At 65.7% G+C, this 21,939-nt stretch carries 19 protein-coding genes and 1 pseudogene; 13 read left to right on the top strand and 7 right to left on the bottom strand.

The genetic code is table 11. The annotated features are described in order from the left end of the window. Window positions 1–15: 15 nt before the first annotated feature. Both G3N62_RS22270 and G3N62_RS22265 read left to right on the top strand, forming a co-directional pair. On the top strand, window positions 16–399 hold the full coding sequence (locus G3N62_RS22270; RefSeq protein ID WP_069705638.1) for a DUF2471 family protein: 384 nt from the start codon (window positions 16–18) through the stop codon (window positions 397–399). Window positions 400–500: 101 nt separating this feature from the next. Continuing rightward, entirely contained in the window at window positions 501–1,520 is a 1,020-nt protein-coding gene (locus G3N62_RS22265; RefSeq protein ID WP_124670775.1) for a tyrosine-type recombinase/integrase, read from the top strand. 137 nt (window positions 1,521–1,657) lie between these two features. Here the strand turns inward: G3N62_RS22265 and G3N62_RS22260 are convergent, their stop codons facing one another. Then, window positions 1,658–2,839: a DNA-binding protein gene (locus tag G3N62_RS22260; protein ID WP_049036024.1), complete on the bottom strand. Its 1,182-nt coding sequence runs from the start codon at window positions 2,837–2,839 to the stop codon at window positions 1,658–1,660. Between the two features lie 1,822 nt (window positions 2,840–4,661). On the opposite strand from G3N62_RS22260, the gene G3N62_RS22255 reads away from it, so the two are divergent. Continuing rightward, window positions 4,662–6,029: a replication initiation protein gene (locus G3N62_RS22255; protein WP_034187552.1), complete on the top strand. Its 1,368-nt coding sequence runs from the start codon at window positions 4,662–4,664 to the stop codon at window positions 6,027–6,029. Window positions 6,030–6,121: 92 nt separating this feature from the next. Here the strand turns inward: G3N62_RS22255 and G3N62_RS22250 are convergent, their stop codons facing one another. Then, complete coding sequence (locus G3N62_RS22250) at window positions 6,122–7,183, bottom strand: ParB/RepB/Spo0J family partition protein (RefSeq protein ID WP_124670774.1); 1,062 nt, start codon at window positions 7,181–7,183, stop codon at window positions 6,122–6,124. Between the two features lie 23 nt (window positions 7,184–7,206). Next, window positions 7,207–7,869: a ParA family partition ATPase gene (gene parA, locus G3N62_RS22245; RefSeq protein ID WP_006480195.1), complete on the bottom strand. Its 663-nt coding sequence runs from the start codon at window positions 7,867–7,869 to the stop codon at window positions 7,207–7,209. 971 nt (window positions 7,870–8,840) lie between these two features. On the opposite strand from parA, the gene arsC reads away from it, so the two are divergent. Then, window positions 8,841–9,197 (top strand): arsenate reductase (glutaredoxin), encoded by a 357-nt coding sequence (arsC, locus tag G3N62_RS22240; protein WP_124670780.1) that lies wholly within the window; start codon window positions 8,841–8,843, stop codon window positions 9,195–9,197. 130 nt (window positions 9,198–9,327) lie between these two features. Here the strand turns inward: arsC and G3N62_RS22235 are convergent, their stop codons facing one another. Continuing rightward, window positions 9,328–9,543: a zf-HC2 domain-containing protein gene (locus G3N62_RS22235; RefSeq protein WP_049036026.1), complete on the bottom strand. Its 216-nt coding sequence runs from the start codon at window positions 9,541–9,543 to the stop codon at window positions 9,328–9,330. Further along, window positions 9,521–10,120: an RNA polymerase factor sigma-70 gene (locus tag G3N62_RS22230; RefSeq protein ID WP_034187554.1), complete on the bottom strand. Its 600-nt coding sequence runs from the start codon at window positions 10,118–10,120 to the stop codon at window positions 9,521–9,523. Before G3N62_RS22230 ends, G3N62_RS22235 begins: the two co-directional genes overlap by 23 nt. Before the next feature lie 367 nt (window positions 10,121–10,487). Between G3N62_RS22230 and G3N62_RS22225 the strand changes: the two genes are divergently transcribed. Next, complete coding sequence (locus tag G3N62_RS22225) at window positions 10,488–11,042, top strand: NAD(P)H-dependent oxidoreductase (protein WP_034187555.1); 555 nt, start codon at window positions 10,488–10,490, stop codon at window positions 11,040–11,042. A gap of 45 nt (window positions 11,043–11,087) precedes the next feature. Here G3N62_RS22225 and G3N62_RS22220 read toward each other — a convergent pair whose 3' ends face one another. Beyond that, window positions 11,088–13,337, bottom strand: a complete 2,250-nt coding sequence (locus G3N62_RS22220; protein ID WP_034187556.1) for a hybrid sensor histidine kinase/response regulator — start codon at window positions 13,335–13,337, stop codon at window positions 11,088–11,090. A gap of 471 nt (window positions 13,338–13,808) precedes the next feature. Here G3N62_RS22220 and G3N62_RS22215 point away from each other — a divergent pair, with 471 nt between their 5' ends. From G3N62_RS22215 to G3N62_RS22205, 3 genes are read left to right on the top strand one after another with little or no spacing between them, the layout of a single operon-like run. Then, the gene (locus G3N62_RS22215) at window positions 13,809–14,177 is read left to right on the top strand and encodes a response regulator (protein ID WP_034187557.1); all 369 of its coding nucleotides are present in this window, start codon (window positions 13,809–13,811) and stop codon (window positions 14,175–14,177) included. Next, window positions 14,170–14,796: a chemotaxis protein CheC gene (locus G3N62_RS22210; RefSeq protein ID WP_034187558.1), complete on the top strand. Its 627-nt coding sequence runs from the start codon at window positions 14,170–14,172 to the stop codon at window positions 14,794–14,796. The genes G3N62_RS22215 and G3N62_RS22210 overlap by 8 nt, the downstream gene beginning before the upstream one ends. Further along, window positions 14,793–15,731, top strand: a complete 939-nt coding sequence (locus G3N62_RS22205) for a diguanylate cyclase (RefSeq protein WP_059559274.1) — start codon at window positions 14,793–14,795, stop codon at window positions 15,729–15,731. The genes G3N62_RS22210 and G3N62_RS22205 overlap by 4 nt, the downstream gene beginning before the upstream one ends. Before the next feature lie 18 nt (window positions 15,732–15,749). On the opposite strand, the gene G3N62_RS22200 is transcribed toward G3N62_RS22205, so the two are convergent. Next, a complete protein-coding gene (locus G3N62_RS22200; RefSeq protein WP_124670773.1) occupies window positions 15,750–16,634 on the bottom strand; it encodes an alpha/beta fold hydrolase in 885 nt (294 codons plus the stop codon). Between the two features lie 192 nt (window positions 16,635–16,826). Here G3N62_RS22200 and G3N62_RS22195 point away from each other — a divergent pair, with 192 nt between their 5' ends. From G3N62_RS22195 to G3N62_RS22175, 5 genes and pseudogenes are all read left to right on the top strand, one after another. Then, window positions 16,827–17,159: a hypothetical protein gene (locus G3N62_RS22195; RefSeq protein ID WP_034187561.1), complete on the top strand. Its 333-nt coding sequence runs from the start codon at window positions 16,827–16,829 to the stop codon at window positions 17,157–17,159. A 259-nt stretch (window positions 17,160–17,418) separates the two neighbouring features. Further along, the gene (gene hpnD / locus G3N62_RS22190) at window positions 17,419–18,267 is read left to right on the top strand and encodes a presqualene diphosphate synthase HpnD (RefSeq protein ID WP_124670772.1); all 849 of its coding nucleotides are present in this window, start codon (window positions 17,419–17,421) and stop codon (window positions 18,265–18,267) included. 13 nt (window positions 18,268–18,280) lie between these two features. Continuing rightward, window positions 18,281–19,534: a hydroxysqualene dehydroxylase HpnE gene (hpnE, locus tag G3N62_RS22185; protein ID WP_059559269.1), complete on the top strand. Its 1,254-nt coding sequence runs from the start codon at window positions 18,281–18,283 to the stop codon at window positions 19,532–19,534. 12 nt (window positions 19,535–19,546) lie between these two features. Next, on the top strand, window positions 19,547–21,520 hold the full coding sequence (gene shc / locus G3N62_RS22180) for a squalene--hopene cyclase (RefSeq protein ID WP_069246030.1): 1,974 nt from the start codon (window positions 19,547–19,549) through the stop codon (window positions 21,518–21,520). Between the two features lie 3 nt (window positions 21,521–21,523). Further along, window positions 21,524–21,939 (top strand): annotated as a pseudogene (locus G3N62_RS22175) (hypothetical protein); the annotation flags it as partial.

Here is a 21,939-nt window from a genome sequence, read left to right as displayed (position 1 = left end):
CGACAGGAGCCTGCAATGACAGAAGAACAAGATTTGGCCGCGCTCAGCTTCAAGGCTGCCGCGCACGATCTCGAACTGATCGTCCGACATATCGCCGGGCGCTACATCCGCCAGCGCGTGCCGCTCACGTGGCGCCTGCTGCACGCGATCGAAGCCGAGGCGCTCGCCGACCTCGGCTTTGCCAGCCGGCACGAAGCCGGCATGCGTCAACTGTTCGAACGACCGTCGGACATGACGTTTCCCGAAACGGACGACCCCATCGACTTCGGGCGCTCGAATGCGCTGCCCGCCGTCTTTTCGTTCGCGGTCCTCGCGTATGAAGCCGCGGCCGCGGCCGCGTCGCACGACACGGCGCCTCGCGAGCGTGCTCATCGTCCGTCCAAGGCGTGGGGCGACTGATGGCCGAGCCCCGGCCGTTGGGCACGGCGGCCGGTCCAGCCTCCGCTGCCCGAGACGTTGCGGAAAGGGCTACCATATACGCAACTAACGGAATAAATACCATGTCCCTTCCCACCTCGCCCGGCACCGCCACACGCCCGGAAGAACCGGATCTGTTCGACCGCGGTGCATCCGACTGGATCGTCTCGCCCGAAGCCGCGTTCGACGCATGGCTTGCGATGCAGGACTATCGTCGCTCGTCGGCCGACGTCTATCGCGCGCAATGGGGCGCCTTTCTCACGTGGATGCGTGCACATCAAAAGAATCTGGCAACGGTCGACACGGCAACCATCGCCAACTTCGTCGGCGAGCTGCCGATCAGGAAAACGCAGCGCATGCGCTATCTGCGCCTGATCGAGCGTGTGCTCGACCACATCCGGCGCACCGAATACGCATCGACGAACCCGGCCCGCTTCATTGCTCAGGATGGCGAAGCGAACTGGCGCAAGGCACGCGACAACGAGCCGACCGGCTTCCTCACCCCGGCCGAGCGCGCGACGTTGCTCGCCTATCTGTTTTCGCCGATCGGCGTATCGGGTTCCGCGTACTGGAAAGAACGGCGCGACCGGGCGCTCGTCGCCGCGTTTCTCGGCGCCGGCATCAAGACCGGCGAAGCGCGGGCACTTACGATTAGTTGCATCAATACGAGCGGCACGTCGCTGCGGATCGAGGCGGCGCATCCGGATTACGCGCGCGAAACCCATCTGGCGTCGTTTGCGATCGCGCTGCTCGAGGCATGGCTCACCGAACGCAAGCGCCAGGACATCCCCGGAGAACTCGTGTTCCCGGCATCGCACGCCGGGCGGCCGATGCACAAGGCGACGATGCTGCGCGCGATCGACGCGATCGTCGAATCGGCGGGGCTCACGTCATCGCGCACCGCGCGTGCGAGCCCGCAAACGCTGCGCAATACCTATGCGGCCGAACTGTTCGAACACGATGTGCCACCCGAGCGCGTGGGTAAATGGCTGGGCTTCATGCGGCCGGTCTCGTCGAACCGCCTGCATCGCGCGTGGAAAAACTGGCGCGATGGCCTGGCCGCGCACAACGGTGACGCAACCGACAGCGACGAAACTCACTGATCCGGAAACGGCTGCTCACGCGACACGATCCGTGAGCAGCCTTGCGTGACGCAGCCTCACCGTTTCACAGCTCCCGAAAAACCTCACCTCAAGCGTCCCGGATCCTCTCACCTGTGCAAGCGCTGCCGATCTTCGGGTCAGGAACGCGCAAAACGCGCGACGGCTTCGAACCGGGACGGCCATGCGCCCGACGCGTGTTCGCATTCCGGGCACGCCACTTCAAACCCTTCTTCGCTGTGTGACAGCTCGGGCTCCCCGTCGCAATGCGGGCACTCGGCCGGCACCGGAATGTCCTGATCCAGTGCCGTGCCGATCGCGGAAAACGCTTCCGCATCCAGCTGCCCGGCATCCGCCAGGCGCCGGATCAGCGCGGCGATTTCCGGATTCATTCCTCGGCTCGCGCGGAGCGCATTCGCGTCGCGAGTCGCGCGTTCCAGCTCATCGCCCTGGGTGCGCAGCTGTTCTTCGAGCCGGTCCGCGCGGGCCTTGGCCGAACTCAGTTGCTGCAGAAAATCGAATTCCTTGCGCTGAACGTCGCGTAACCCGCTCTGATAGCTCGACGCCATGCTGCGCAACGAGTCCAGCTCGACCAGCATCGGCTTGACGCGGCGTTCGGCTTCGGCCACGGCGTCCTTGATTTGCTGCGCGTAGTGCTCGGTGCGCTGCTGCAATTCGGCCTGCAATGCATCGATACGGTCGCGCAACGCAGCGTTTTGCGCCTGCTCGGTGTCGATGCGGGCCGCCGCCGCGGCCAGTTCCTTTTCCAGTCGGGCGATTGTGGTGAGCAACGTGGCTTCGCTTGCCGAACCGTGCGTCGATTGCGACACGAGTTGAACTTCGAGTTCGGTCACGCGGGCCTGCAGTTGCTCGTTCCGGGTTTCGCCGCGGGCGAGCGCCTCTTCCAGCGTCTGCTGGCGGATGGTTGCGTCGCGCAACCGCCGTTCGGCGTCGGCCATCCCGGCGCGAACCTGTTCACGATCGCCATCGAGGCTGTCGCGCGCGGCTTTCAGCGCTTCTTCATAGAGTGCGCCGAGCAATGCACCGGCTTTTTCCTCGACGGCCTTCGGGATCGCCGCACCATCGAGCCGAATCTTGGACGCGGAACGGATGCGCTCCCAGAAATGATCGATGTCTTTCGGAATGTCGCTGGCGCTGCCGGTCTGGGTGAGATCGCGGACATTGGCGGCCGATGGCCGGATGCCGAGATCGAAGAACAACCGCTTGCATGCATGCAGCGACAATTCCTGACGACGTGCACCGCTGGCACGCAGCGATTCCAGTTCGTCGCGAATGACTTGGCGCATTTCATCCAGGGTCATGACCAGACTCACAAACATTGAAGTGTGGCAATCATAACGAAATACGTATTTCCTGATACCAATTTTGTGCAGGCGTGGTGAATTTACGTCGTAATGCACAGAAAGCGGGTCTGTGAGCCTATCCGGACGAATGTGGTTCGGGATTCCGTGAAACAAAGCGAAGAAAAGCAGCTAAGTCTTTGTTGTACAAGCATTTTCCAGCGGACCCCGAATTTGGGCATTTGTTTCACATGCCGACGGATCCGTTTGCCGGCGGGTGTTCAGGGGTTGGGGTGTCTGTGGAAAACTCGTCAGCCGATGTCTTGAGAGTATTAGAAGTAAACACCCTTGAACCCTTAGTTAAAAACGTTAACGCCACGGCACAGCCTTATGTAGCAAGGCTTTCCAGCCGACAAGGTGAAGTTTTACGGGAGCCAAGGTGATCGTCTGCGGGAGCTGACGTGATGGGGTTCAGGGAGCAGCGTGAGCCGTTGCAGGAAAGGTCGTGAGCGGATTCGGGATCACAGTGAAACACGAGATTTCCCAAAGGTGAGCGTTTTCGGGGCCGCACAGCCACAGAACCCGCGCGCTGCCTGACTGCACAGTTTTCTGCCTGTGCAGACACAGGTGAGAATTTGCGGGACCTTCTTTGCGCCCCGATTCTGCCCATCTTTTAGGCAGTTTGGGCGAAAGGTGAGGTTTCACGGGACTCCGCGAGATTTTGCTGTGAGGATTTCCGGGAACCGAGCGCCATTTTGCACAGCAAAAGTGCGTTCAGGGGCTCGTGATGCCCTAAAGGTGAGGTTTTTCGGGAGGGAAATCCGGGTTTTCCTGCCCTGATCCCGCTGAGGTGAGCTTTTTCGGGGCATGGATCACAGGCTGTGCGCTCGCTCACAGGTGAGACTTTTCGGGAATGGAATTTGCCCGAAAAATGGGCAAAGGTGAGGCTTTTCGGGACCCTTGAGCGGCCGAATTCGCCGAAAAGCCCGCCAGGACTGGAAGAAATCTCGTTTTTGCTGTGCCACTTTTTGGCACAGGTGAGATTTTTCGGGGGCGGACCCAGGGTCGTCGTATGAAGGATTCCCGCCGAAAGGTGAGGCTTTTCGGGGGACATCTACCGCGCACAGCCAAATGCCTTCTGTGCATAAGTATCGGAACGCATTGAGGTTTTTGATACCGCGGTGGTTACGGTGAGGTTTTTCGGGAGCCATTCCCGTGCCTGTCGACGCACAGCCTTTTTTTGGCAAGGTGAGCGTTTTCGGGAGGCGGTACCGGTCAATCCCGCGTGAGTCGGGCCTTCGTCGGCATCCAGGTAAAAGAACAAGCTGTGCTCAAGGTGAGTATTTTCGGGACCTGATCCGATTGGGCCGCTGTACAATGCGCGCCCGGACCTGCAAATCAGGCCCGATCGGGCCGCACGAGCCGGTTTCGACGGCGCCGTGTCGAACGCCGGACCCGATTCCGATCTTCCCGCGAGCCGCGCCTGTACATGCATACAGGCCGCCGCGAGGCGATCCGGAACGCAGGGTGCAAGGCAATCGCAACCCTGTGCCGAACCCCCGGCCGTGAAGTCGCAAAATTACGACAAATCGAAAGGTGAGCCGATACGGGAGCGAATTCCGCACGTGTCGAGCACAGGTGAAATTCTGTGAATCCGCGCATCCCGCGGCACGTCTGGAAGAGTCCGGAACGCCGCAATGACCGACCGGTGAGGGTTTTCGGGAGTCGCTGGGGTGAGTGCTGTTTTGCACGCGTGCTTCACCGGCTATGGTGAGCATGTCGTTCTGGACGCACATCACCGCAGGCGCTATCCTTCCGGGAAACTTCACCTCCGACCCGACGTATGGCCACGACGAAGCGCGCCAAGAAAACCGATGTGGATGTGGTGAGTGCCAGTTCCGCCGAATTGCGCAAGGCCGTCGAGGCGATTGCCATTCAGCCGAAAAGCGGCAAGATCACGCTCCTCACTCGCAAGCTGTTCAATGTCCTGCTGGCCGTCGCGCAGCAGGCCGACGACTCGGGCGATACCTACCGCGCGCTGCTGTCGGACATCGTTGCCAACTCCGCTTTCGATTCGAACGACACCGCACTGGTGAAGGAACACCTGCGCCGCATGGTGTCGGTGCAGGTCGAATGGAGCACGGGGACGTCGAGCCAGAAGCCTGGCCGCAAGTGGGGGATCTCGACGCTGATCGCCGACGCCGAAATTCTCGAGGATCCGACGACCCGCCGCGTGTGGGTCGAATTCTCGTTCGCGCCGAAGATCAAGAAGAAACTGCTCGACCCGGTCCAGTACGCGCGCCTGAGCCTGCAGTTCCAGAGCCAGCTGCGCAGCAGCGCGGGTCTCGCACTGTACGAGATCTGCGTGCGCTACCTGACGAACCCGAGCCACCTGACGATGCGCGAGCCGTGGGAATGGTGGCGGCCGATCCTGTCGGGTACGCCCGATACGGAAGCCGGCGACGAGGCGAAGCGCGAGTACAAGTACTTCAAGCGCGACTACCTGCGCCCCGCGATCGCGGAAGTCAACGCGGTCACCAACATCTTCGTCGAGCTGATCGAGCACCGCGAAGGACGCCGGGTGGCCGAGATCCAGTTCCGCGTGACCGAGCGCAAGCAGCCGATGCTCGCGCTCGACGAACACCCGAACGTGTTCGACAGCACGCTGGTCGACCGGATGGTGAAGCTCGGGATCCCGCTGAAGGAAGCGCAGACGCTCTATGCGGACAGCGAGGAGAACCGGATTCGCGCCGCACTGCAGATGACCGAACAGCGGATGCGCAGCACGACGCTGCCGCCGGTGCGCAGCGCGCCGGCGTTGTTCAAGGATGCGCTGAAGAAGGGGTATGCGCCGCCGGTCGAGTCGGTCGATGCGCTGCCGGCCGGCACGCCGTCCGCGAAGGTCGCGGCGGCCCAGCCTGACGACCTGAAGGCGCGCCTGCTGAGCGAGTTCTCGGCGTTCCGCCGCAAGGAAGCGAAGGTGTTGTACGAAGAGCAGGGCGACGCGGAGCGCGAAGTGGCGCGCGAATCGTTCGAAGCGGAGGCGCTGCCGACGATGGGCTCGCATCTGCGCGACGACTGGCGCAAGCGCGGCCTCGATTCCAAGCTGGCCGAGACGGCCTTTTTCGACTGGCTGGCCCAGAAGACCTGGGGCGAGCCGACGGACGGCGACCTGCTGTCGTTCACGCTGAACCAGTCGCGGGCCGCCTGAGGCCCGCTCAGGCCCGCTGACGGGCCGCCGCCGGCCCCGACCCTCGATCGGGCGGGCCCGGCGTCCTCACCAAGCCCTGCCGGCCGTTTCCATCACTCCGACAACAGCATCCGCTCGAGCTGCTCGAGAATCGCGTCGCGCTTGTCCTTCGGGAGGCCGCGCAGGCGCAACTCGATGCGATCCTCGCCATACGACTTCAGGTCGCCAACCGACTTGCCGCCGAGCTTGATCTCGAGACGCTGCGCATAGCGCTGGCGGCCCGCGGCCTTCGGCGTTTCCTGCGCCGCGACGCGGCCCTTGACGATGTCCGACACCTGGCGCGTGCTGAGATCGTCCGACACGATCTTGTTGATCAGCCGCAGCGTCGCCTCGGTCCCGCGCGCATTGTGATAGCGGCCGACCTGATACGCCATGTTCGAACCGAAGCGGTCGGGACGCGCGACCATTTCCTGCATGATCGCTTCCGGCAGCTTGCCGATCGACAGCGCAACGGCCACCGTCGACTCGTCGAGCCCGAGGTGCTCGGAGAGCTCCTTCTGGCTCTGGAAATGCTTGTCGTCGAGGAAGCGGCGCCACACGACGGCGTTGTCGAACACCGTCTGCGAATCGCGCTGGACGTTGAGGTCGTAGCCGAGCTTGTAGCTCTGGATGCCGATCGGCACGTCGATCACGATCGCCTTGACCGACTCCTTGTTCGCTTCCTTCAGCGCCCGCACGCGGCGACCGCCGTCGCTGACGAAATACGTGCCCGGATTGTCGTAATCCGGAATCACGTGGATCGCCTGCTGTTGCCCCTGCTTCGCGAGGTTGACCGCGAGTTCGGCAATCGACGCCTTCAGATAGAAGTGCCGCGGGTTGAACGGGCTGTGCTTGATCGCCTTCAGCGACAGCTCGATCACCTGGCCCGGTGCGTAACGATTCTCGAGGCGCCACGCACGATATTGCGGCGACTCGTCGATCGACGGATCGATCGTGAATTCCGGAGTAGGCGGCGAAGCGATGTCTTTCTTTGCGGATTTGGTCGGCGTCGGCGTGGGCGTCTCGGACTTGACGATGCCGTCGATCGCATTGAGCCGATCAAGCGCGGTGCGCTTCTCGCTCGTCGTGATATCCGGGCGCGCTTGGAATCCTTTGGCAAATTGGGAAGGTTTCATGTGACTCCTTTATGCGCATAAAGTCAGGGCAGCATGGCGACGATTTCGTCGGCACATGCGCGAATTTCGGCGGCGGCCAGCTTGCCGCCGCGATCATTCATCTGCAGCACGGTCTGACCGAGCGCCATCGCCTGCTTGTACGCTTCCCGGGTCGGGATCTGCGTTTTCAGCAACGGGAAGCCGAGTTCCTCGAGCGCGCGCTTGAGCTCGCGGGTCAGCATGCGCTTCTCTTCGGTCTTGTTCAGCAGGAAGACCGCGCGGAGGTCTTCGTTCATGACCTGCGCCTGCTGGATCAGCTTGACCAGCCCGACGCTCGACCAGTAGTCGGCCGGCGACGACGAAGTCGGGATCACGGCAATCGATGCGGCGAGCAGGACGACACCGGACACCTTCTCGGTGATCGACGGTGGGCAGTCCACGACGATGATGTCGTAGTCGTTGATGAACTTCTTGATCTCGCGATGGATCTGGCCGTCGGCTTCGGCGAGGTTGACGACCGGAAACGGGATGCCGTTGTCGCTGTCGCCGGATGCGCTCGACCAGTGAACCAGCGTGTTTTGACGGTCTGCGTCGATGACGAGGACGCGCTTCCCTTTTTCATGGAACGCGGCGCCGAGGTGCATGGCAATCGTGCTTTTGCCGACGCCGCCTTTTTGTTGAGTGACTGCAATGATTTCCGCGGCCAATTTTCACTCCTGTTTTGGTCGTTGGAATTCTACAGGACGATATTTGAATTTCAATGAAATTGTCGTTCGACAACTACGCATTAGCCATTCGGGCTATCGGTTTATGCGCATAAACGAGACGGAGGAGATCGATGGCTCGATCGGATCGTGTGGCGGAGGCCTGGCGATGTCGATGGACTACTCGATGGATGTGTCGCGGCGATCGATGTCGGCGAGATGAGTGGGCGCGCTCTACGATGTCCCGAAGCACGGCCCTTTCGATGGATGGGGGGACGCTTGCCAGAGAGTCGGGGAGTTTGTGCGCATAAACTCGGCGGCGATCGAGCGGATCAACATCGAGGCCAAATGGGCTGTCGTTCGCGAGCGAGGGTCGTGAGCGGCGTACCCTGACCAAGCATGTGGCTTTAATGGTGCGTGTGGTTTGAGCGCGTCGGCATCGATGCGACGGCCTGTTCGGGCGCGACGTGTTTATGCGCATAAACCGGTGACGCTCGATGGCGATGAGCGACGGGCCACGCGCGGTCTCCGCCTGAATCCGATGCGCGATGATGCCGTGGCCAAGCCGCATATCGATACAGTGGCCCCTCGAGGCCGTGGAGTATCGACATGCAACCACGCCGTGAATCGCGACACACCTCCTCCGGCGACCGGAATTTATGCGCATAAACCAAGCGGCTCACGCCATTCCCCGCCCCCTCTCTCAATGCAAAGGGAGCCACGATGCATTGGCTCGCAGATCCCGCGCCTCATCCCGCGATCGCACGCTGCCCGACTTTATGCGCATAAACACATCCATTCTTTGACGCGAATTCTCCGGATAGCACGCCCCTCTCGCGGCTCGCATCGACGAGGCGCCACCTGTCCGATCGCCGCGGCGATACACCAGCCCACTCGCGCCCGCCCCTGACCACCTTCGGGGCCCCCGGCACAGACTGGCTACAATACCGGGCTCTACCATCCAGGCCAGAATGATGATCACGATCTACCACAACCCCCGATGCTCGAAGTCGCGCGAGACGCTTGCGTTGGTCGAGTCGCTGCATGCCGCCGGCACGCCGCTGAACGTCGTCGAGTACCTGAAGACGCCGCCGACGGTCGAGGAACTGGAAACGCTGCATCGGCAGCTCGGCCGCCCGGTTCGCGACATGCTGCGCGACGGCGAGGAGCCGTACAAGGCGCTGAATCTGGCTCGCGCGGATCTCACCGACGCCGAAGCCTATGCCGCGATTGCCGCGCACCCGATTCTGCTGCAGCGGCCCATCGTCGTGTACCGCGACAAGGCGGCCATCGGCCGGCCGCCCGAATCGGTGAAGGCGCTGTTCGAATAATTATTACCCGGCGTATTTTTCTTATTGCATCAGCCCGACGTTCGCACCGGCATCCGACGCCGACGCGATCGCCGGGCCATCGGCCGCCCGCGACGCGACGAACGACGGCGGCAACACGACGAACCGGATCCTAGCGTTCACCGGACGGCGCACCGTCATCGTCCGGCGCCCGCCCCGCCGCCGCTTTCGCGGCCGTCCGCAACAGCGAAATCTGTCCGCGATAGGCCCTGCATCCGCTGCAGGTCGGCAGATGCACGCGCACCTGCAGTCGCTCGTGCAGTGTCAGATGCCGATCGAGCGCATCCGACAGCAGTCGCGTGATGTCAGTACATTTCCCCGGCAGCATCTTCGGTCGTCATCCCTTTTTCGCTCAGGCAGGTTCGCAGGCGCGTGCGCGCCCGATACAGCAGCACGCTGCAATGATTCGTCGTCAGCGTCAATTCGCTGCAGATGTCCGTGATCTCGACGTCGAGGAACTCCCGCATCATGAACACGCGCCCGATCTGTTCCGGAAGGTGGTCGAGACAGGCCTGGAACAGCGTCCAGAACTGCTGCTGCTGCAACAGCGTCTCGGGCTTCGGCCACGGTCGCGGCTTCGCATGCGCGGCCCAGTGCCCGTTTTCCTTGAACAGTTCGCGGTCGAGCACCGATTCGCCGTCGAGTTCGGCGTCGAGCGCGGACAGGTTGACCGTCCGCTGCCGCGCGCGCAGCACGTCGATCAGCTTGTTGCGCAGGATACCGAACACCCACGTCTTGTGAGCCGACAGCCCGGCGAAATCGCCCGCGTGCGACCACGCGGCGGTCAGTGCCTCCTGCACGGCGTCTTCGGCCGCGTCGGCATCGCGGAGCTGGAGTCGCGCGAAGCGCAGCAGGTCGCGCCGCAGTTGTGCGAGATAAACGGGATCGTCGTAGGCGGACGGCATGTCTGGGTTGCAGTGTGTCGAAACGGTCGCGCCTGCGCGACAGAGCGCGCGCATCGCGGTGCGAGCAGCTTACTGGGCGCGCCGCTTGCCCGCAACGCATGTTCGGTCACGATTTCACGAAACCGGCCTGCCGGCTGCGCTATGCTTGCCGAACCCCGGCTCGCGCGTCGACGGCGTCGCGCGGCGGGCAATCTGTAACGTCGGAACATAACGGTCGAGTTATCCACAATTTCTGTGGAAAACCTTGTGGAAAGTCGGCCGGACGGCCCCGTGGGACGGCTCGCGGGCTGGCTTGCCTATAAACAGACCTTTGTCGCCCATTCGGAAGCAATCGATCCGATTCCTCACTCACCGGAAGGAGAATGCCATGTCCTATCGTGTTGCGGTCGTCGTCGGCAGCCTGCGCCGTACTTCGACGAACCGTGCGCTCGCGCACGCCGTGATCTCGCTCGCCCCCGCCGATTTTTCGTTCGAGTTCGTCGAGATCGGCGAACTGCCGCTGTACAGCCAGGACTACGACGCGGATTTCCCGGACGTCGCCAAGCGCTTCAAGCAGTCGATCGAAGCCGCCGACGCGCTGCTGTTCGTCACGCCCGAATACAACCGGTCGATTCCCGGCGTGCTGAAGAATGCGCTCGACTGGGGCTCGCGCCCGTGGGGTTCCAACTCGTGGTCGGGCAAGCCGGGTGCGGTGCTCGGCACGTCGCCGGGCGCCGCGGGCACCGCGCTCGCGCAGCAGCACCTGCGCAACGTGCTCGCGTACCTCGACGTGAAGACGCTCGGTCAGCCCGAGATGTTCATCAAGCACGATCCCGCTCGTATCGACGATCAAGGCCAGATCGTCAGCGAGGACACCCGCAAGTTCCTGCAGGGCTTCGTCGATCGCTACGCGGGCTGGGTGCGCCTGCTGAAATCGGCCTGAGCGTCACGCCCGCCCCGCCGCCGGCGCCGGCCCGCATGCAGCGGGTCACGCGCCGGCGTGCCGTGCGTCGCGCGCCTCGCGGATGCCCAGCAGGATTTCGTCGAGCAGCGCGATGTCGAACGGCTTCGACAGCACGCGGACGTTGACGGTGCGCGTGCGGTCGAGTTCCTCCGCATAACCCGTGACGAGAATCACGGGCAACTTCCCCGGCCGCTTGTCGACCGCTTCCGCGAGGTCGATGCCGTTCAGGCGGCCCGGCATGTGGATATCCGAAATCACGAGGTCGAACGCGTCGTTCGCGGCCGCGCCTTCGATCAGGCGCAACGCGTCGTCGGCGGTGGGCGCATAGGTCACGCGGTGCCCGAGCAGCGACAGCAGCGCTTCCGTGCCGGCCGCGACCTCGCTGTTGTCCTCGACGAGCAGCACGTGCAGGCCGGCGAGCGTGCCCGAACCGGCATCGTGCGCGACGGCCTGCGGCCGCGCGACGACGTCCTCGGCGCGTGCGCGCGGCAGGTAGAGGCGCACCGACGTGCCGGCGCCGACCGCGCTGTCGATCGTCGCCAGGCCGCCCGAGCGCTCGCAGAACGCGAACACCTGCGGCAGGCCGAGCCCCGTCCCCATCCCCGGCGCCTTGGTCGTGAACAGCGGCTCGAAGGCGCGCGCGAGCACGTCGGGCGCCATGCCCGAACCCGTATCGTCGAGCGAGATCTGCACGAAGTCGCCGGTCAGCGGGAAGCCGTCCTCGCGACGCAGCGTCACGTTGCGCGCGCCGACCGTGAAGCGCCCGCCGGCCGCCATGGCGTCGCGTGCGTTGACGGCGAGGTTGATCACCGCGAGCTCGAGTTCCGCGACGTCGACACGGATCGGCCAGACGCCGGGCTCGATCGCGACGACCAGCGACGACTTCGAACCGAGCGACGTCTTCAGCAGTTCGCGGCACGTGCCGAGCCATTGGCCGACGTCGATCGTCTCGTTGTGCAGCGGCTGCTTGCGCGCGACGCCGAGCAGCTGGCGCGTGAGCGATTGCCCGTTCTTCAGCGCGCGCTCGATCGCGCCGAGTTCCTTGTCGAGATGCTGGACACCGCGCCGCCGCGCGATCTGCACGTTGCTCGAGATGATCATCAGCAGGTTGTTGAAGTCGTGCGCGACGCTGCCCACGAGGTTGCCGAGCGCCTGCATCTTGCGCGACTGCCGGTATGCCGACTCGATCGAACGCCGCATCGATGCTTCGGCCTGCCAGCGATCCCATGCCTCCTCTTCCGCCTTCAACCGCTTGAGCGACAGCCAGATCACCGACCACAGCGCGATCGACGGTGCGAACATCGAGATGAACAGCACGCTCAGGTGTTCGTACCATTCATGCCAGATCGCCGACGTGCGGTACGCGCACGTCACGTACACGGGATAGCTGCCGACCTGGCGGTACGCGACGATCTCGCTGCTCGCGCCATCGTGGCGCACGCGCACGACGCCCGCGCGCGGATCGTTGCGCGTGTCGCCGAACGTGACCGAGCGATCGGTGTGCGCGAGCGACGGCGGCGGCGGATACGATGCGATCACGGCGCCGTCCGAGCGTGCGAGCGCCATCGTCATCGGCGTGCTCGCGCCGCCGAGCAGGTCGCGATAGAACGCATTGAAATACGACGACTTCAGCGCGATCGACACCATCCCGGCGAACGAACCGTCGCTATGACGGCGCGCGACGCCCGTGTTGAACACCGGAATGTTCTCGAGCTTGAGCGGACCCATCATCAGCCGCGAGATGTGTTCGATGACCTTGCCGTCGCGGATGCCCGCGAAGTCGTCGCGGTTCGCGATCGACGCGTACGGCGCCGGGTAGTAGAGGCTGTTGGCGAGCAGCATCCCGCTCGCGCCGAAGATCGACACGGCGGCCACCTGCGGATAGCCGCCGCCGATCGTGTTCAGCGCTTCGTGGATGTCGGACTCCTTGTCGCGCACGGTGGCGTCGTCCATGTCCTGCACGAGGTCGACGATGCGCGCGTCGAGCGTCTCGCTCAGGTCGAACACCTTGAGCGCGTGTTCCTCGGCGACCCGCACGGTGCGCATCGTCACGTCGCTCGCGGCGGCCTCGCGCGTCTTCAGGTCGTTGTACGCCATCACCACCACGTAGATGCACGGCAGCACGATCGCCGCGACCAGCAGCACGATCAGCGTCACGCGGCGGACCGCGAAATCGTGTTCGGGTGCGCCGGACGCGTAGCCGCCGTCGTCCTGCCAGTCATCGGCGGGCGGGGAGGCGGGAGCGTGGGAGTCGGCGGGCCGGTCGGACGTCATCGAAGAGGCGGGCGAAGCGGAGGTGCCTGCCATCATAAACGAGTTGCGGCGGCCGGCCGCGCAGCCCCGCCGCGCCGCGATCCTGTCGATTCCGACAGGGGGAGATTGTCAGATTGAAAACGCGACGAATCCGGCAGCGCAAACGTACACAAGGAAAAATTTTGCGTGCTTATCTCGAAAATGATCGCGGCTGTTTTCGGAATGACGGGCGATCGGACCAATTCTGTTCGAAATGGTGAAAATGGCGAGTTGCATCGCCTCCGGTTTACTCCGAGAATCGCGCCTTGCTTTCCCTATGACAGATAGATGCGCCCGCCGGCGACCGCCGCGCGGGCATCGCGCGCACCCGCGTCGCGATACCCGCGCACGGCCGCAAGGCGGTTGCCCCGCGCCCGAACGCATGGCCCCCTAAAGAAGTGCGCCGCGCGGTCGTTAACGCGAGAGAGACCATTCCGTATACCGCATCGCCCCATGCCTTTGCCGATTGTAATTGCCGACGATTCGCTGCTCGCTCGCAAACTTCTGACAAAGGCGCTGCCGGGAGACTGGGACGTTGAAGTCGCGTATGCCGCGAATGGTCGCGAGGCCTTGGCGCTTTATCGTGACGGCAAAGCTTCCGTGATGTTTCTGGACCTGACGATGCCCGACATGAGCGGATATCAGGTCCTCGAGACACTGCGCCACGAAGATCTGAACACGTTCGTGATCGTGGTATCCGCCGATATCCAGCCGCAGGCGCAAGCACGCGTGCGTGAATTGGGCGCGATCGCATTCGTTGCCAAGCCCGTGACGTCGGAGGCATTGCTGCCCATTCTCAAGGAGTATGGGTTGTATGCCTGAATCGGTGTTCACGGCGGAGCAACGCGACGCGTTGCAGGAGATCGCCAACCTGGCAATGGGCCGCGCCGCCGCGCGGCTTGCGTTGTTGCTCGGGCGCTTCATCGAATTGTCGGTGCCGCGCGTGCGCGTCGTGAAAGCGGCCGACGCAGGCAATGCGCTGCGCGAGATGACGGGCATTCACGACAACGTGACCGCCGTGCGCCAGGGCTTCCGTTCCGACATCAAGGGCGAGGCGATCGTACTGTGCCGCAGCGCGAGCGTCGCGCGGCTCACGTCGGTCGTCGACCGCACGTTCGGCGATGGTGTCTACGGCGGGATGGCGAGCCCGGACGAACTCGTGTTCGACGTCGCGAACGTGCTGATGGGCGCGTGCGTCGCGTCGATCCTCGACGAGCTCGGCCGCAAGCCCGTGTTCTTCCCGCCGGGGCTGCTCGGCGCGAACGTATCGTTCGACGACGTGTTCGAGCCGAACATGCTCGCGTGGAGCGTCGCGCTGCTGCTCGAGGTGAACTTCGGGCTCGAGGACCACACGTTCCGCGCGCACTTCGTGATGCTGATGGCCGAGGATTCGATCCGGCTGATGGGCGACGCGCTCGACGCGTTGCTCTCCGCGCTATGACGGCCGCCGCTCCGTCGCTGAGCGACCTCGTGATCGAGCGGGTCGGCTTCGGCCTGTTCGTGCTCGACCGCTCGATGACCGTGCTGATGTGGAACCGCTTCATGCAGGATCACAGCGGCATTGCGGCGGCCGACGTGATCGGCCGCAACCTGTTCGACTGCTTTCCGGACCTGCCGCGCGCGTGGCTGTCGCGCAAGCTCGAAAGCGTGTTCCAGCTCGGCAGCTTCGCATTCAGTTCGTGGGAGCAGCGGCCCTACCTGTTCCGCTTCGAGCATGACCGCCCGATCACCGGCGGGGTCGACTACATGCAGCAGGACTGCACGTTCATGCCGCTCACGCGCGGCCGCGACGTCGAGGCCGTGTGCGTGACGATTTCCGACGTCACGCATGTGAGCGTGATGCAGCGCGAGCGCGAGGAAGCCGTCGCGAAGCTGCGCGAACACGCGAATCGCGACGGGCTGACCGGCATCGCGAACCGGCGTTTCTTCGAGGCGCGGCTCGGCGACGAATTCGCGCGCTGGCAGCGCTACGGCGGCGACCTGTCGGTGCTGCTGTTCGATCTCGACCATTTCAAGACGATCAACGACCGCTTCGGGCATGCGGCGGGCGACGCCGTGCTGCGCGAGACGGCGCGCCGCGTCGCGTCGATCGTGCGCGGACAGGATACGTTCGGCCGCTTCGGCGGCGAGGAATTCGCGCTGCTGCTGCCGTGCACGAATCTCGACGAGGCGATGCGGGTGGCCGACAAGGTGCGCGACGCGATCGGCAGCATGCCGGTCGATGCCGAGGGCGTCAGCGTGCCGGTGACGGCGAGCGTCGGCGGCGCATGCGCGAGGAACGGCGCGCCGACCAGCGACGTGCTCGTCAGCGAGGCCGACGCCGCGCTCTATCGCGCGAAGCGGCTCGGGCGCGATCGTTCGGTTGCCTACGCATAGACCGCGCCCGCCCCTGGCTCAGCTTTTCGCGATGTCGGCGAGCACGCCGGCCAGCACGGCCGGTTGCGACACGAACGGCGAGTGGCTGCTGTCGAGCTGGTGCACGTGGGTGGGATTGCCGGGCGCGAGCGTGTCGGCTTCGTCAATGAAGCGCTGCTGCAGCGCGGGCAGGATCACGCGATCCTCGAGACACTTGATGTAGTGGCGGTCGATCGCACCCCAGCGCGCGGCGGTGGTCGGGATCGCGGTCGCGAACGGCGCGGCCGGCACGTCGCAGGTCATCAGGTTCGCGACGGCGTCGAAGTCGGCCTGCGACACGTCTTCATAGAGCGCGCGTTTCATGGTGTCGCGATACGCGGCGTCGCCGCTGCGCGGATCGATGCGCAGCGCGCCGGCCACGCGCGGGCTTGCGAGCATCAGCGGGCCGAGCATCTCGCCCTTGTTCTCCGGCGCGCGCACGTAGTCGAGGCCCGGCACGCCCGATCCCGGCATGAAGGCCGCGAGATAGACGATCTTCGCGATCTTCTCCGGCGCGCGCTCGGCGGCCGCCGTGATCGCGAGGCCGCCCATGCTGTGGCCGATCAGCACGACCTTGCCGCGGCCGAGCGCGTAGGCGTCGTCGACGGCCTGCATCACCTGTGTCGCATAATCGTCGAGCGTCGTGTTCGCGACCGGCGACGGTTCGGCGCCGAACGCATCCTTGTCGAGCGGCCGTTCGAGATACGACGCGGGAAAGCGGGCATTGATGCCGTGCGCGGGCAGGTCGCGCGCGATCGACAGATAGCCGCGCGCGGCCAGCGCCGCCGCGACGTGTGCGTAACACCAGGCGCCGTGCCAGGCGCCGTGCACGAGCACGAAAACGGGATGGCCGGACGGCGGGGTGGCGGTATCGTTCGTCTCCATGATGTCCGTATTTTTTCGAGAAAGGTGTCATCTTAGACGAACCGGCCGTCATCCAGACGCGAACGCGCAGGGCGATCGCGTGACGGGCCTCGATCCGTCCCCTTTGTCTCGTGCAGGCCACATTTCGTCCGGATCCGATAGGCATTTGTGCCGAAGCACGCTACTTTGTCGCTTTACTTGCGATTGCGCCCCATGAACGTCGACTATCTTTTCTACCGGAAGCCTGACAAGCCCGGCCCCTATTCGCTCGACGACCTGGGCGACATCGCGCCGCCGATCGGCCCGGGCGACGTGGTGCGCGCGGGTATCGCGCGCGTGTTCGAGCAGATCGACTGGCAGGAATCGCCGGACGTGCCGGGCGCATGGTTCGGCACCGGCGGTGCGGTGTTCCAGTTCACCGCGGAGCCCGACGGCGGCGTGACGAGCTTCATGGGCTCGCGCCTCGAACGCCGCTCGATGCTGCAGCTCACGCGTGAAATGGGGCTCATCGCGCTCGATCTGCAGCGCGACATCGTTTACGGCTGACCCGCCGCCGGCGCCCGGTCCCGCCGGGGCGGGCCGCGCCCGGCTGCCGGCGGCCTCCGGCGCCCCGCCGGGCTTGGCGCGTGTCCGCCATCGAACTTCAAAGATTGCTATACTTTCGCCCAATTCCGGCTTCCGGCCGGTAATTTGTGCCTGTCTGTGTCGATCGTTCGCATATCTCGCACGCATTTGACACCCTGACCATCCCAGCCGGGCATGGCTTCTTCAATCGCCCCGCGTGGGTGTCTCCGTGGAGCTCGTCTTGGCCGTTTCCCATTCCGTCGTGGACGAACAAGAAACCGACGCCGCTGCCGTCACATCGGGCAGTTCCTTCTATCTGGCGATGCGCATCCTGCCGGCCGTGCAGCGCGACGCGATGTTCCAGGTCTACGCGTTCTGCCGCGCGGTCGACGACATCGCCGACAGCGACCTGCCGCGCGCCGAGCGCAACGCGGGCCTCGACCGCTGGCGCGCGGACATCGACGCGTGCTTCGCGGGCCGCCCGCCGCGCCACCTGGTCGCGCTCTACCGCGAGATCCGCGCGTTCAACCTGCAGCGCGCCGATTTCCACGCGATGATCGACGGGATGGCGATGGATGCGGTCGAGGATATCTGCGCGCCCGACGAGCCGACGCTCGACCTCTTCTGCGATCGCGTGGCGAGCGCCGCCGGCCGGCTGTCGGTGAGGATTTTCGGGATGCCGGAAACCGAAGGGATCAAGCTGTCGCACCACCTCGGCCGCGCGCTGCAACTGACGAACATCCTGCGCGACATCGACGACGACGCGGCGATCAACCGCTGCTACCTGCCGCGCGAACTGCTCGCGCGCGAAGGCATCGCGATCACCGACCCGGCGACGATCGTGCGCGATCCGGCGCTGCCGCGCGTGTGCGCGACGCTCGTCGAGCGCGCGCTCGAGCACTTCCGCCAGGCCGACGCGGTGATGGATACCTGCCCGCGTGCACAGGTGAAGGCGCCGCGCATCATGTCGGGCGCGTATCGCTGCATTCTCGAAGCCGCGATCGCACGCGGCTTTGCCGCGCCGCGCGCGCCGCTGCGCAAGCCGAAGGCGCGCATGCTGATGATCGCCGCGCGCTACGCGCTGTTCTGAGCCGATCGCGTCGATGCCCAGAACCGTCCACGTGATCGGCGCCGGACTCGCGGGCCTGTCGGCCGCGGTCGAGCTGCAACGCCGCGGGCGGCGCATCGTGCTGCACGACGCGCACGCACACGCGGGCGGCCGCTGCCGTTCGTGGTTCGACGGGACGCTGAACGCGACGCTCGACAGCGGATTGCACACGGTCTTCGCGGGACAGCCCGCGACGCAGCGCTACCTGCGCGCGATCGGCGCGGCCGATCAGCTCGCGGGGCCCGCGCTGCCTGAATGTCCGGTCGTCGACGTCGCATCGCGGCAGCGCTGGACGCTGCGCTTCGGCGACGGGCGCTGGCCGTCGTGGCTGTTCGACGCCGCGTCGCGCGCGCCGGGCACGACGCCGCTCGACTACCTCGCGCTCGCGCCGCTCGCGTTCGCGCGCACGGGCCGCTCGCTCGCCCAGACGATGCGATGCGACGGCGTGCTGTGGGACCGTTGGCTGCGGCCGTATTTCCTCGGTGTGCTGAACGTCGAGCCGCGCCACGCAAGCGCCGAGCTGGCGCGCGCCGCACTGTGCGGCACGTTCGGCGCGGGTGGCCCCGGCAGCCGCCCGCTCGTCGCGCGCCACGGGCTCGGCAGCGCATTCGTCGAACCGGCGCTGCGGATGCTGCAGCACGGCGGCGCGCAGATCCGGCTGAATTCGCGGCTCGACGCATTCGAATTCGGCGCGCACGGCAATGCGGTCGATGCGGTTTCGGTCGGCGGCGAGCGCGTCGATCTCGCGCCGGGCGACGCCGTGGTGCTGGCCGTGCCGCCCGAGGTCGCGCGGCCGCTGGTGCCCGAACTCACCGCGCCCGACACGTTTAGCGCGGTCGTGACCGCGTATTTCGCGGTGGAGTCTCCGGCCGGCCATCCGCTGCAGACGGCCGTCGTGAACGGCATCGTCGATGCGGTGCGCACCGGCGGCGGCCAGCTTGCGGCGACGATCCGCGACGCGGGCCGCTGGCTCGACACGCCGCGCGACACGCTCGCGCGGCGCATCTGGGAAGACGTCGCGCGCGTGACCGGCGCGAACCCTGAAACCATCCCCGCGTGGCAGCTCGTCGTCGAGCCGCGCGCGGGTTTTGCGGCGGTGCCGTCGCAGGAAATGAAACGTCCGGCCGTGCGTACGCGCTGGACCAATCTCGTGCTCGCGGGTGACTGGATTGCCACCGGCCTGCCCGCCACGATCGAGGGCGCGATCCGTTCCGGCCAGCTGGCCGCGGACGTGCTCCAGACGCAATAAACAGAGGGACCAATGAACGATCTCACCGAAATGGCTACCCTGTCCGCCGGCGCGGTGCCGGCCGGCGTCGACGCGGCCGTCGCGCGTGCCACCGACGCGCTGCTGGCCGCGCAGCAAGCGGACGGACACTGGGTCTACGAACTCGAAGCCGATTCGACGATTCCCGCCGAATACGTGCTGCTCGTCCACTATCTCGGCGAGACGCCGAACGTCGCGCTCGAGCAGAAGATCGGCAACTATCTGCGCCGGATCCAGCAGGCCGACGGCGGCTGGCCGCTGTTCACCGACGGCGCGCCGAACATCAGCGCGAGCGTGAAGGCGTACTTCGCGCTGAAGGTGATCGGCGACGACGAGAACGCCGAGCACATGCAGCGCGCCCGCAAGGCGATCCACGCGATGGGCGGCGCCGAGATGTCGAACGTGTTCACGCGCATCCAGCTCGCGCTGTACGGTGCGATTCCGTGGCGCGCGGTGCCGATGATGCCGGTCGAGATCATGCTGCTGCCGCAGTGGTTCCCGTTCCACCTGTCGAAGGTGTCGTACTGGGCGCGTACCGTGATCGTGCCGCTGCTCGTGCTGAACGCGAAGCGCCCGATCGCGAAGAACCCGCGCGGCGTGCGCATCGACGAGCTGTTCATCGATCCGCCCGTCAACGCCGGGCTGCTGCCGCGCCAGGGCCACCAGAGCGCCGGCTGGTTCGCGTTCTTCCGTGTGGTCGACCATGCGCTGCGCGCGGTCGACGGCCTGTTCCCGAGCTATACGCGCGAACGCGCGATCCGTCAGGCCGTGTCGTTCGTCGACGAGCGCCTGAACGGCGAGGACGGCCTCGGCGCGATTTATCCGGCGATGGCCAATGCGGTGATGATGTACGACGCGCTCGGCTACGCGGAAGATCATCCGAACCGCGCGCTCGCGCGCAAGTCGGTCGAGAAGCTGCTCGTCGTGCACGAGGACGAGGCGTATTGCCAGCCGTGCCTGTCGCCGGTGTGGGACACGTCGCTGGCCGCGCATGCGCTGCTCGAGACGGGCGATGCGCGCGCGGAAGAAGCCGTGCTGCGCGGCCTCGAATGGCTGCGTCCGCTGCAGATCCTCGACGTGCGCGGCGACTGGATCTCGCGCCGCCCGCACGTGCGGCCCGGCGGCTGGGCGTTCCAGTACGCGAACGCACACTACCCGGACGTCGACGATACGGCCGTGGTCGTGATGGCGATGGATCGCGCGCAGAAGCTCAAGCAGTCGGACACCTATCGCGATTCGATGGCGCGTGCGCGCGAATGGGTCGTCGGCATGCAGAGCAGCGACGGCGGCTGGGGGGCGTTCGAACCGGAAAACACGCAGTACTACCTGAACAACATCCCGTTCTCCGATCATGGCGCGCTGCTCGATCCGCCGACGGCCGACGTGTCGGGCCGCTGCCTGTCGATGCTGTCGCAGCTCGGCGAGACGCCGCTGAACAGCGAGCCGGCCCGCCGCGCGCTCGACTACATGCTGAAGGAACAGGAACCGGACGGCAGCTGGTACGGCCGCTGGGGGATGAACTACGTGTACGGCACGTGGACGGCCCTGTGCTCGCTGAACGCGGCCGGCCTGACGCCGGACGATCCGCGCATGAAGCGCGGCGCGCAGTGGCTGCTGTCGATCCAGAACAAGGACGGCGGCTGGGGCGAGGACGGCGACAGCTACAAGCTGAACTACCGCGGCTTCGAGCAGGCGCCGAGCACGGCGTCGCAGACGGCCTGGGCGTTGCTCGGCCTGATGGCGGCCGGCGAAGTGAACCACCCGGCCGTTGCGCGCGGGGTCGACTACCTGATCGCGCAGCAGAACGAAGAAGGCCTGTGGGACGAGACGCGCTTCACGGCGACGGGTTTCCCGCGCGTGTTCTACCTGCGCTACCACGGCTATCGCAAGTTCTTCCCGCTGTGGGCGCTCGCGCGCTACCGCAACCTGAAGCGCGACAACGCGACGCGCGTCACGGTCGGGATGTAACGCGTGGGCGTGTCACGACACAACGGCGCATTGCCCGTCATCGCGGTGACGGGGATGGCGTTCGAGGCGCGCATCGCGCGCGGCGACGGCGTCGAGGCCGTGTTTGCCGCGCGGGCCGACCGGCTCGAACGCGCGCTGGCCGACGCGACCGCGCGCGGTTGCGCGGGCATCGTCAGCTTCGGTACGGCCGGCGGGCTCTCGCCCGATCTGGCGCCCGGCGCGCTCGTGATCGCGAACGCGATCGACGGGCCGTTCGGCCGTGTGGAGACCGACGCGGGCTGGAGTACGCGGCTCGTCGCCTCGCTGCACGACACGCCGGTGTGGGCGCGTGTCACGCGCGGCACGATCGCGGCCGTCGGCGCGCCGGTCGTCAGCGAACAGGAGAAGACGTCGCTGCACCACGCGAAGGGCGCACTGGG

Source organism: Burkholderia sp. Tr-20355, from assembly GCF_017104685.1.
Taxonomy (GTDB): domain Bacteria; phylum Pseudomonadota; class Gammaproteobacteria; order Burkholderiales; family Burkholderiaceae; genus Burkholderia; species Burkholderia seminalis.
The sequence above is the reverse complement of the archived record's forward strand: the minus strand, read 5'-3'. Positions and strand labels throughout refer to the sequence as shown.

Bases quoted from the DNA above. Each gene is read 5' to 3' on its own strand.
- G3N62_RS22270 (WP_069705638.1), top strand. From the start codon at position 16: ATGACAGAAGAACAAGATTTGGCCGCGCTCAGCTTCAAGGCTGCCGCG.
- G3N62_RS22265 (WP_124670775.1), top strand. From the start codon at position 501: ATGTCCCTTCCCACCTCGCCCGGCACCGCCACACGCCCGGAAGAACCG.
- G3N62_RS22260 (WP_049036024.1), bottom strand. From the start codon at position 2,839: ATGACCCTGGATGAAATGCGCCAAGTCATTCGCGACGAACTGGAATCG.
- G3N62_RS22255 (WP_034187552.1), top strand. From the start codon at position 4,662: ATGGCCACGACGAAGCGCGCCAAGAAAACCGATGTGGATGTGGTGAGT.
- G3N62_RS22250 (WP_124670774.1), bottom strand. From the start codon at position 7,183: ATGAAACCTTCCCAATTTGCCAAAGGATTCCAAGCGCGCCCGGATATC.
- arsC (WP_124670780.1), top strand. From the start codon at position 8,841: ATGATCACGATCTACCACAACCCCCGATGCTCGAAGTCGCGCGAGACG.
- G3N62_RS22235 (WP_049036026.1), bottom strand. From the start codon at position 9,543: ATGCTGCCGGGGAAATGTACTGACATCACGCGACTGCTGTCGGATGCG.
- G3N62_RS22230 (WP_034187554.1), bottom strand. From the start codon at position 10,120: ATGCCGTCCGCCTACGACGATCCCGTTTATCTCGCACAACTGCGGCGC.
- G3N62_RS22225 (WP_034187555.1), top strand. From the start codon at position 10,488: ATGTCCTATCGTGTTGCGGTCGTCGTCGGCAGCCTGCGCCGTACTTCG.
- G3N62_RS22220 (WP_034187556.1), bottom strand. From the start codon at position 13,337: ATGACGTCCGACCGGCCCGCCGACTCCCACGCTCCCGCCTCCCCGCCC.
- G3N62_RS22215 (WP_034187557.1), top strand. From the start codon at position 13,809: ATGCCTTTGCCGATTGTAATTGCCGACGATTCGCTGCTCGCTCGCAAA.
- G3N62_RS22210 (WP_034187558.1), top strand. From the start codon at position 14,170: ATGCCTGAATCGGTGTTCACGGCGGAGCAACGCGACGCGTTGCAGGAG.
- G3N62_RS22205 (WP_059559274.1), top strand. From the start codon at position 14,793: ATGACGGCCGCCGCTCCGTCGCTGAGCGACCTCGTGATCGAGCGGGTC.
- G3N62_RS22200 (WP_124670773.1), bottom strand. From the start codon at position 16,634: ATGGAGACGAACGATACCGCCACCCCGCCGTCCGGCCATCCCGTTTTC.
- G3N62_RS22195 (WP_034187561.1), top strand. From the start codon at position 16,827: ATGAACGTCGACTATCTTTTCTACCGGAAGCCTGACAAGCCCGGCCCC.
- hpnE (WP_059559269.1), top strand. From the start codon at position 18,281: ATGCCCAGAACCGTCCACGTGATCGGCGCCGGACTCGCGGGCCTGTCG.
- shc (WP_069246030.1), top strand. From the start codon at position 19,547: ATGAACGATCTCACCGAAATGGCTACCCTGTCCGCCGGCGCGGTGCCG.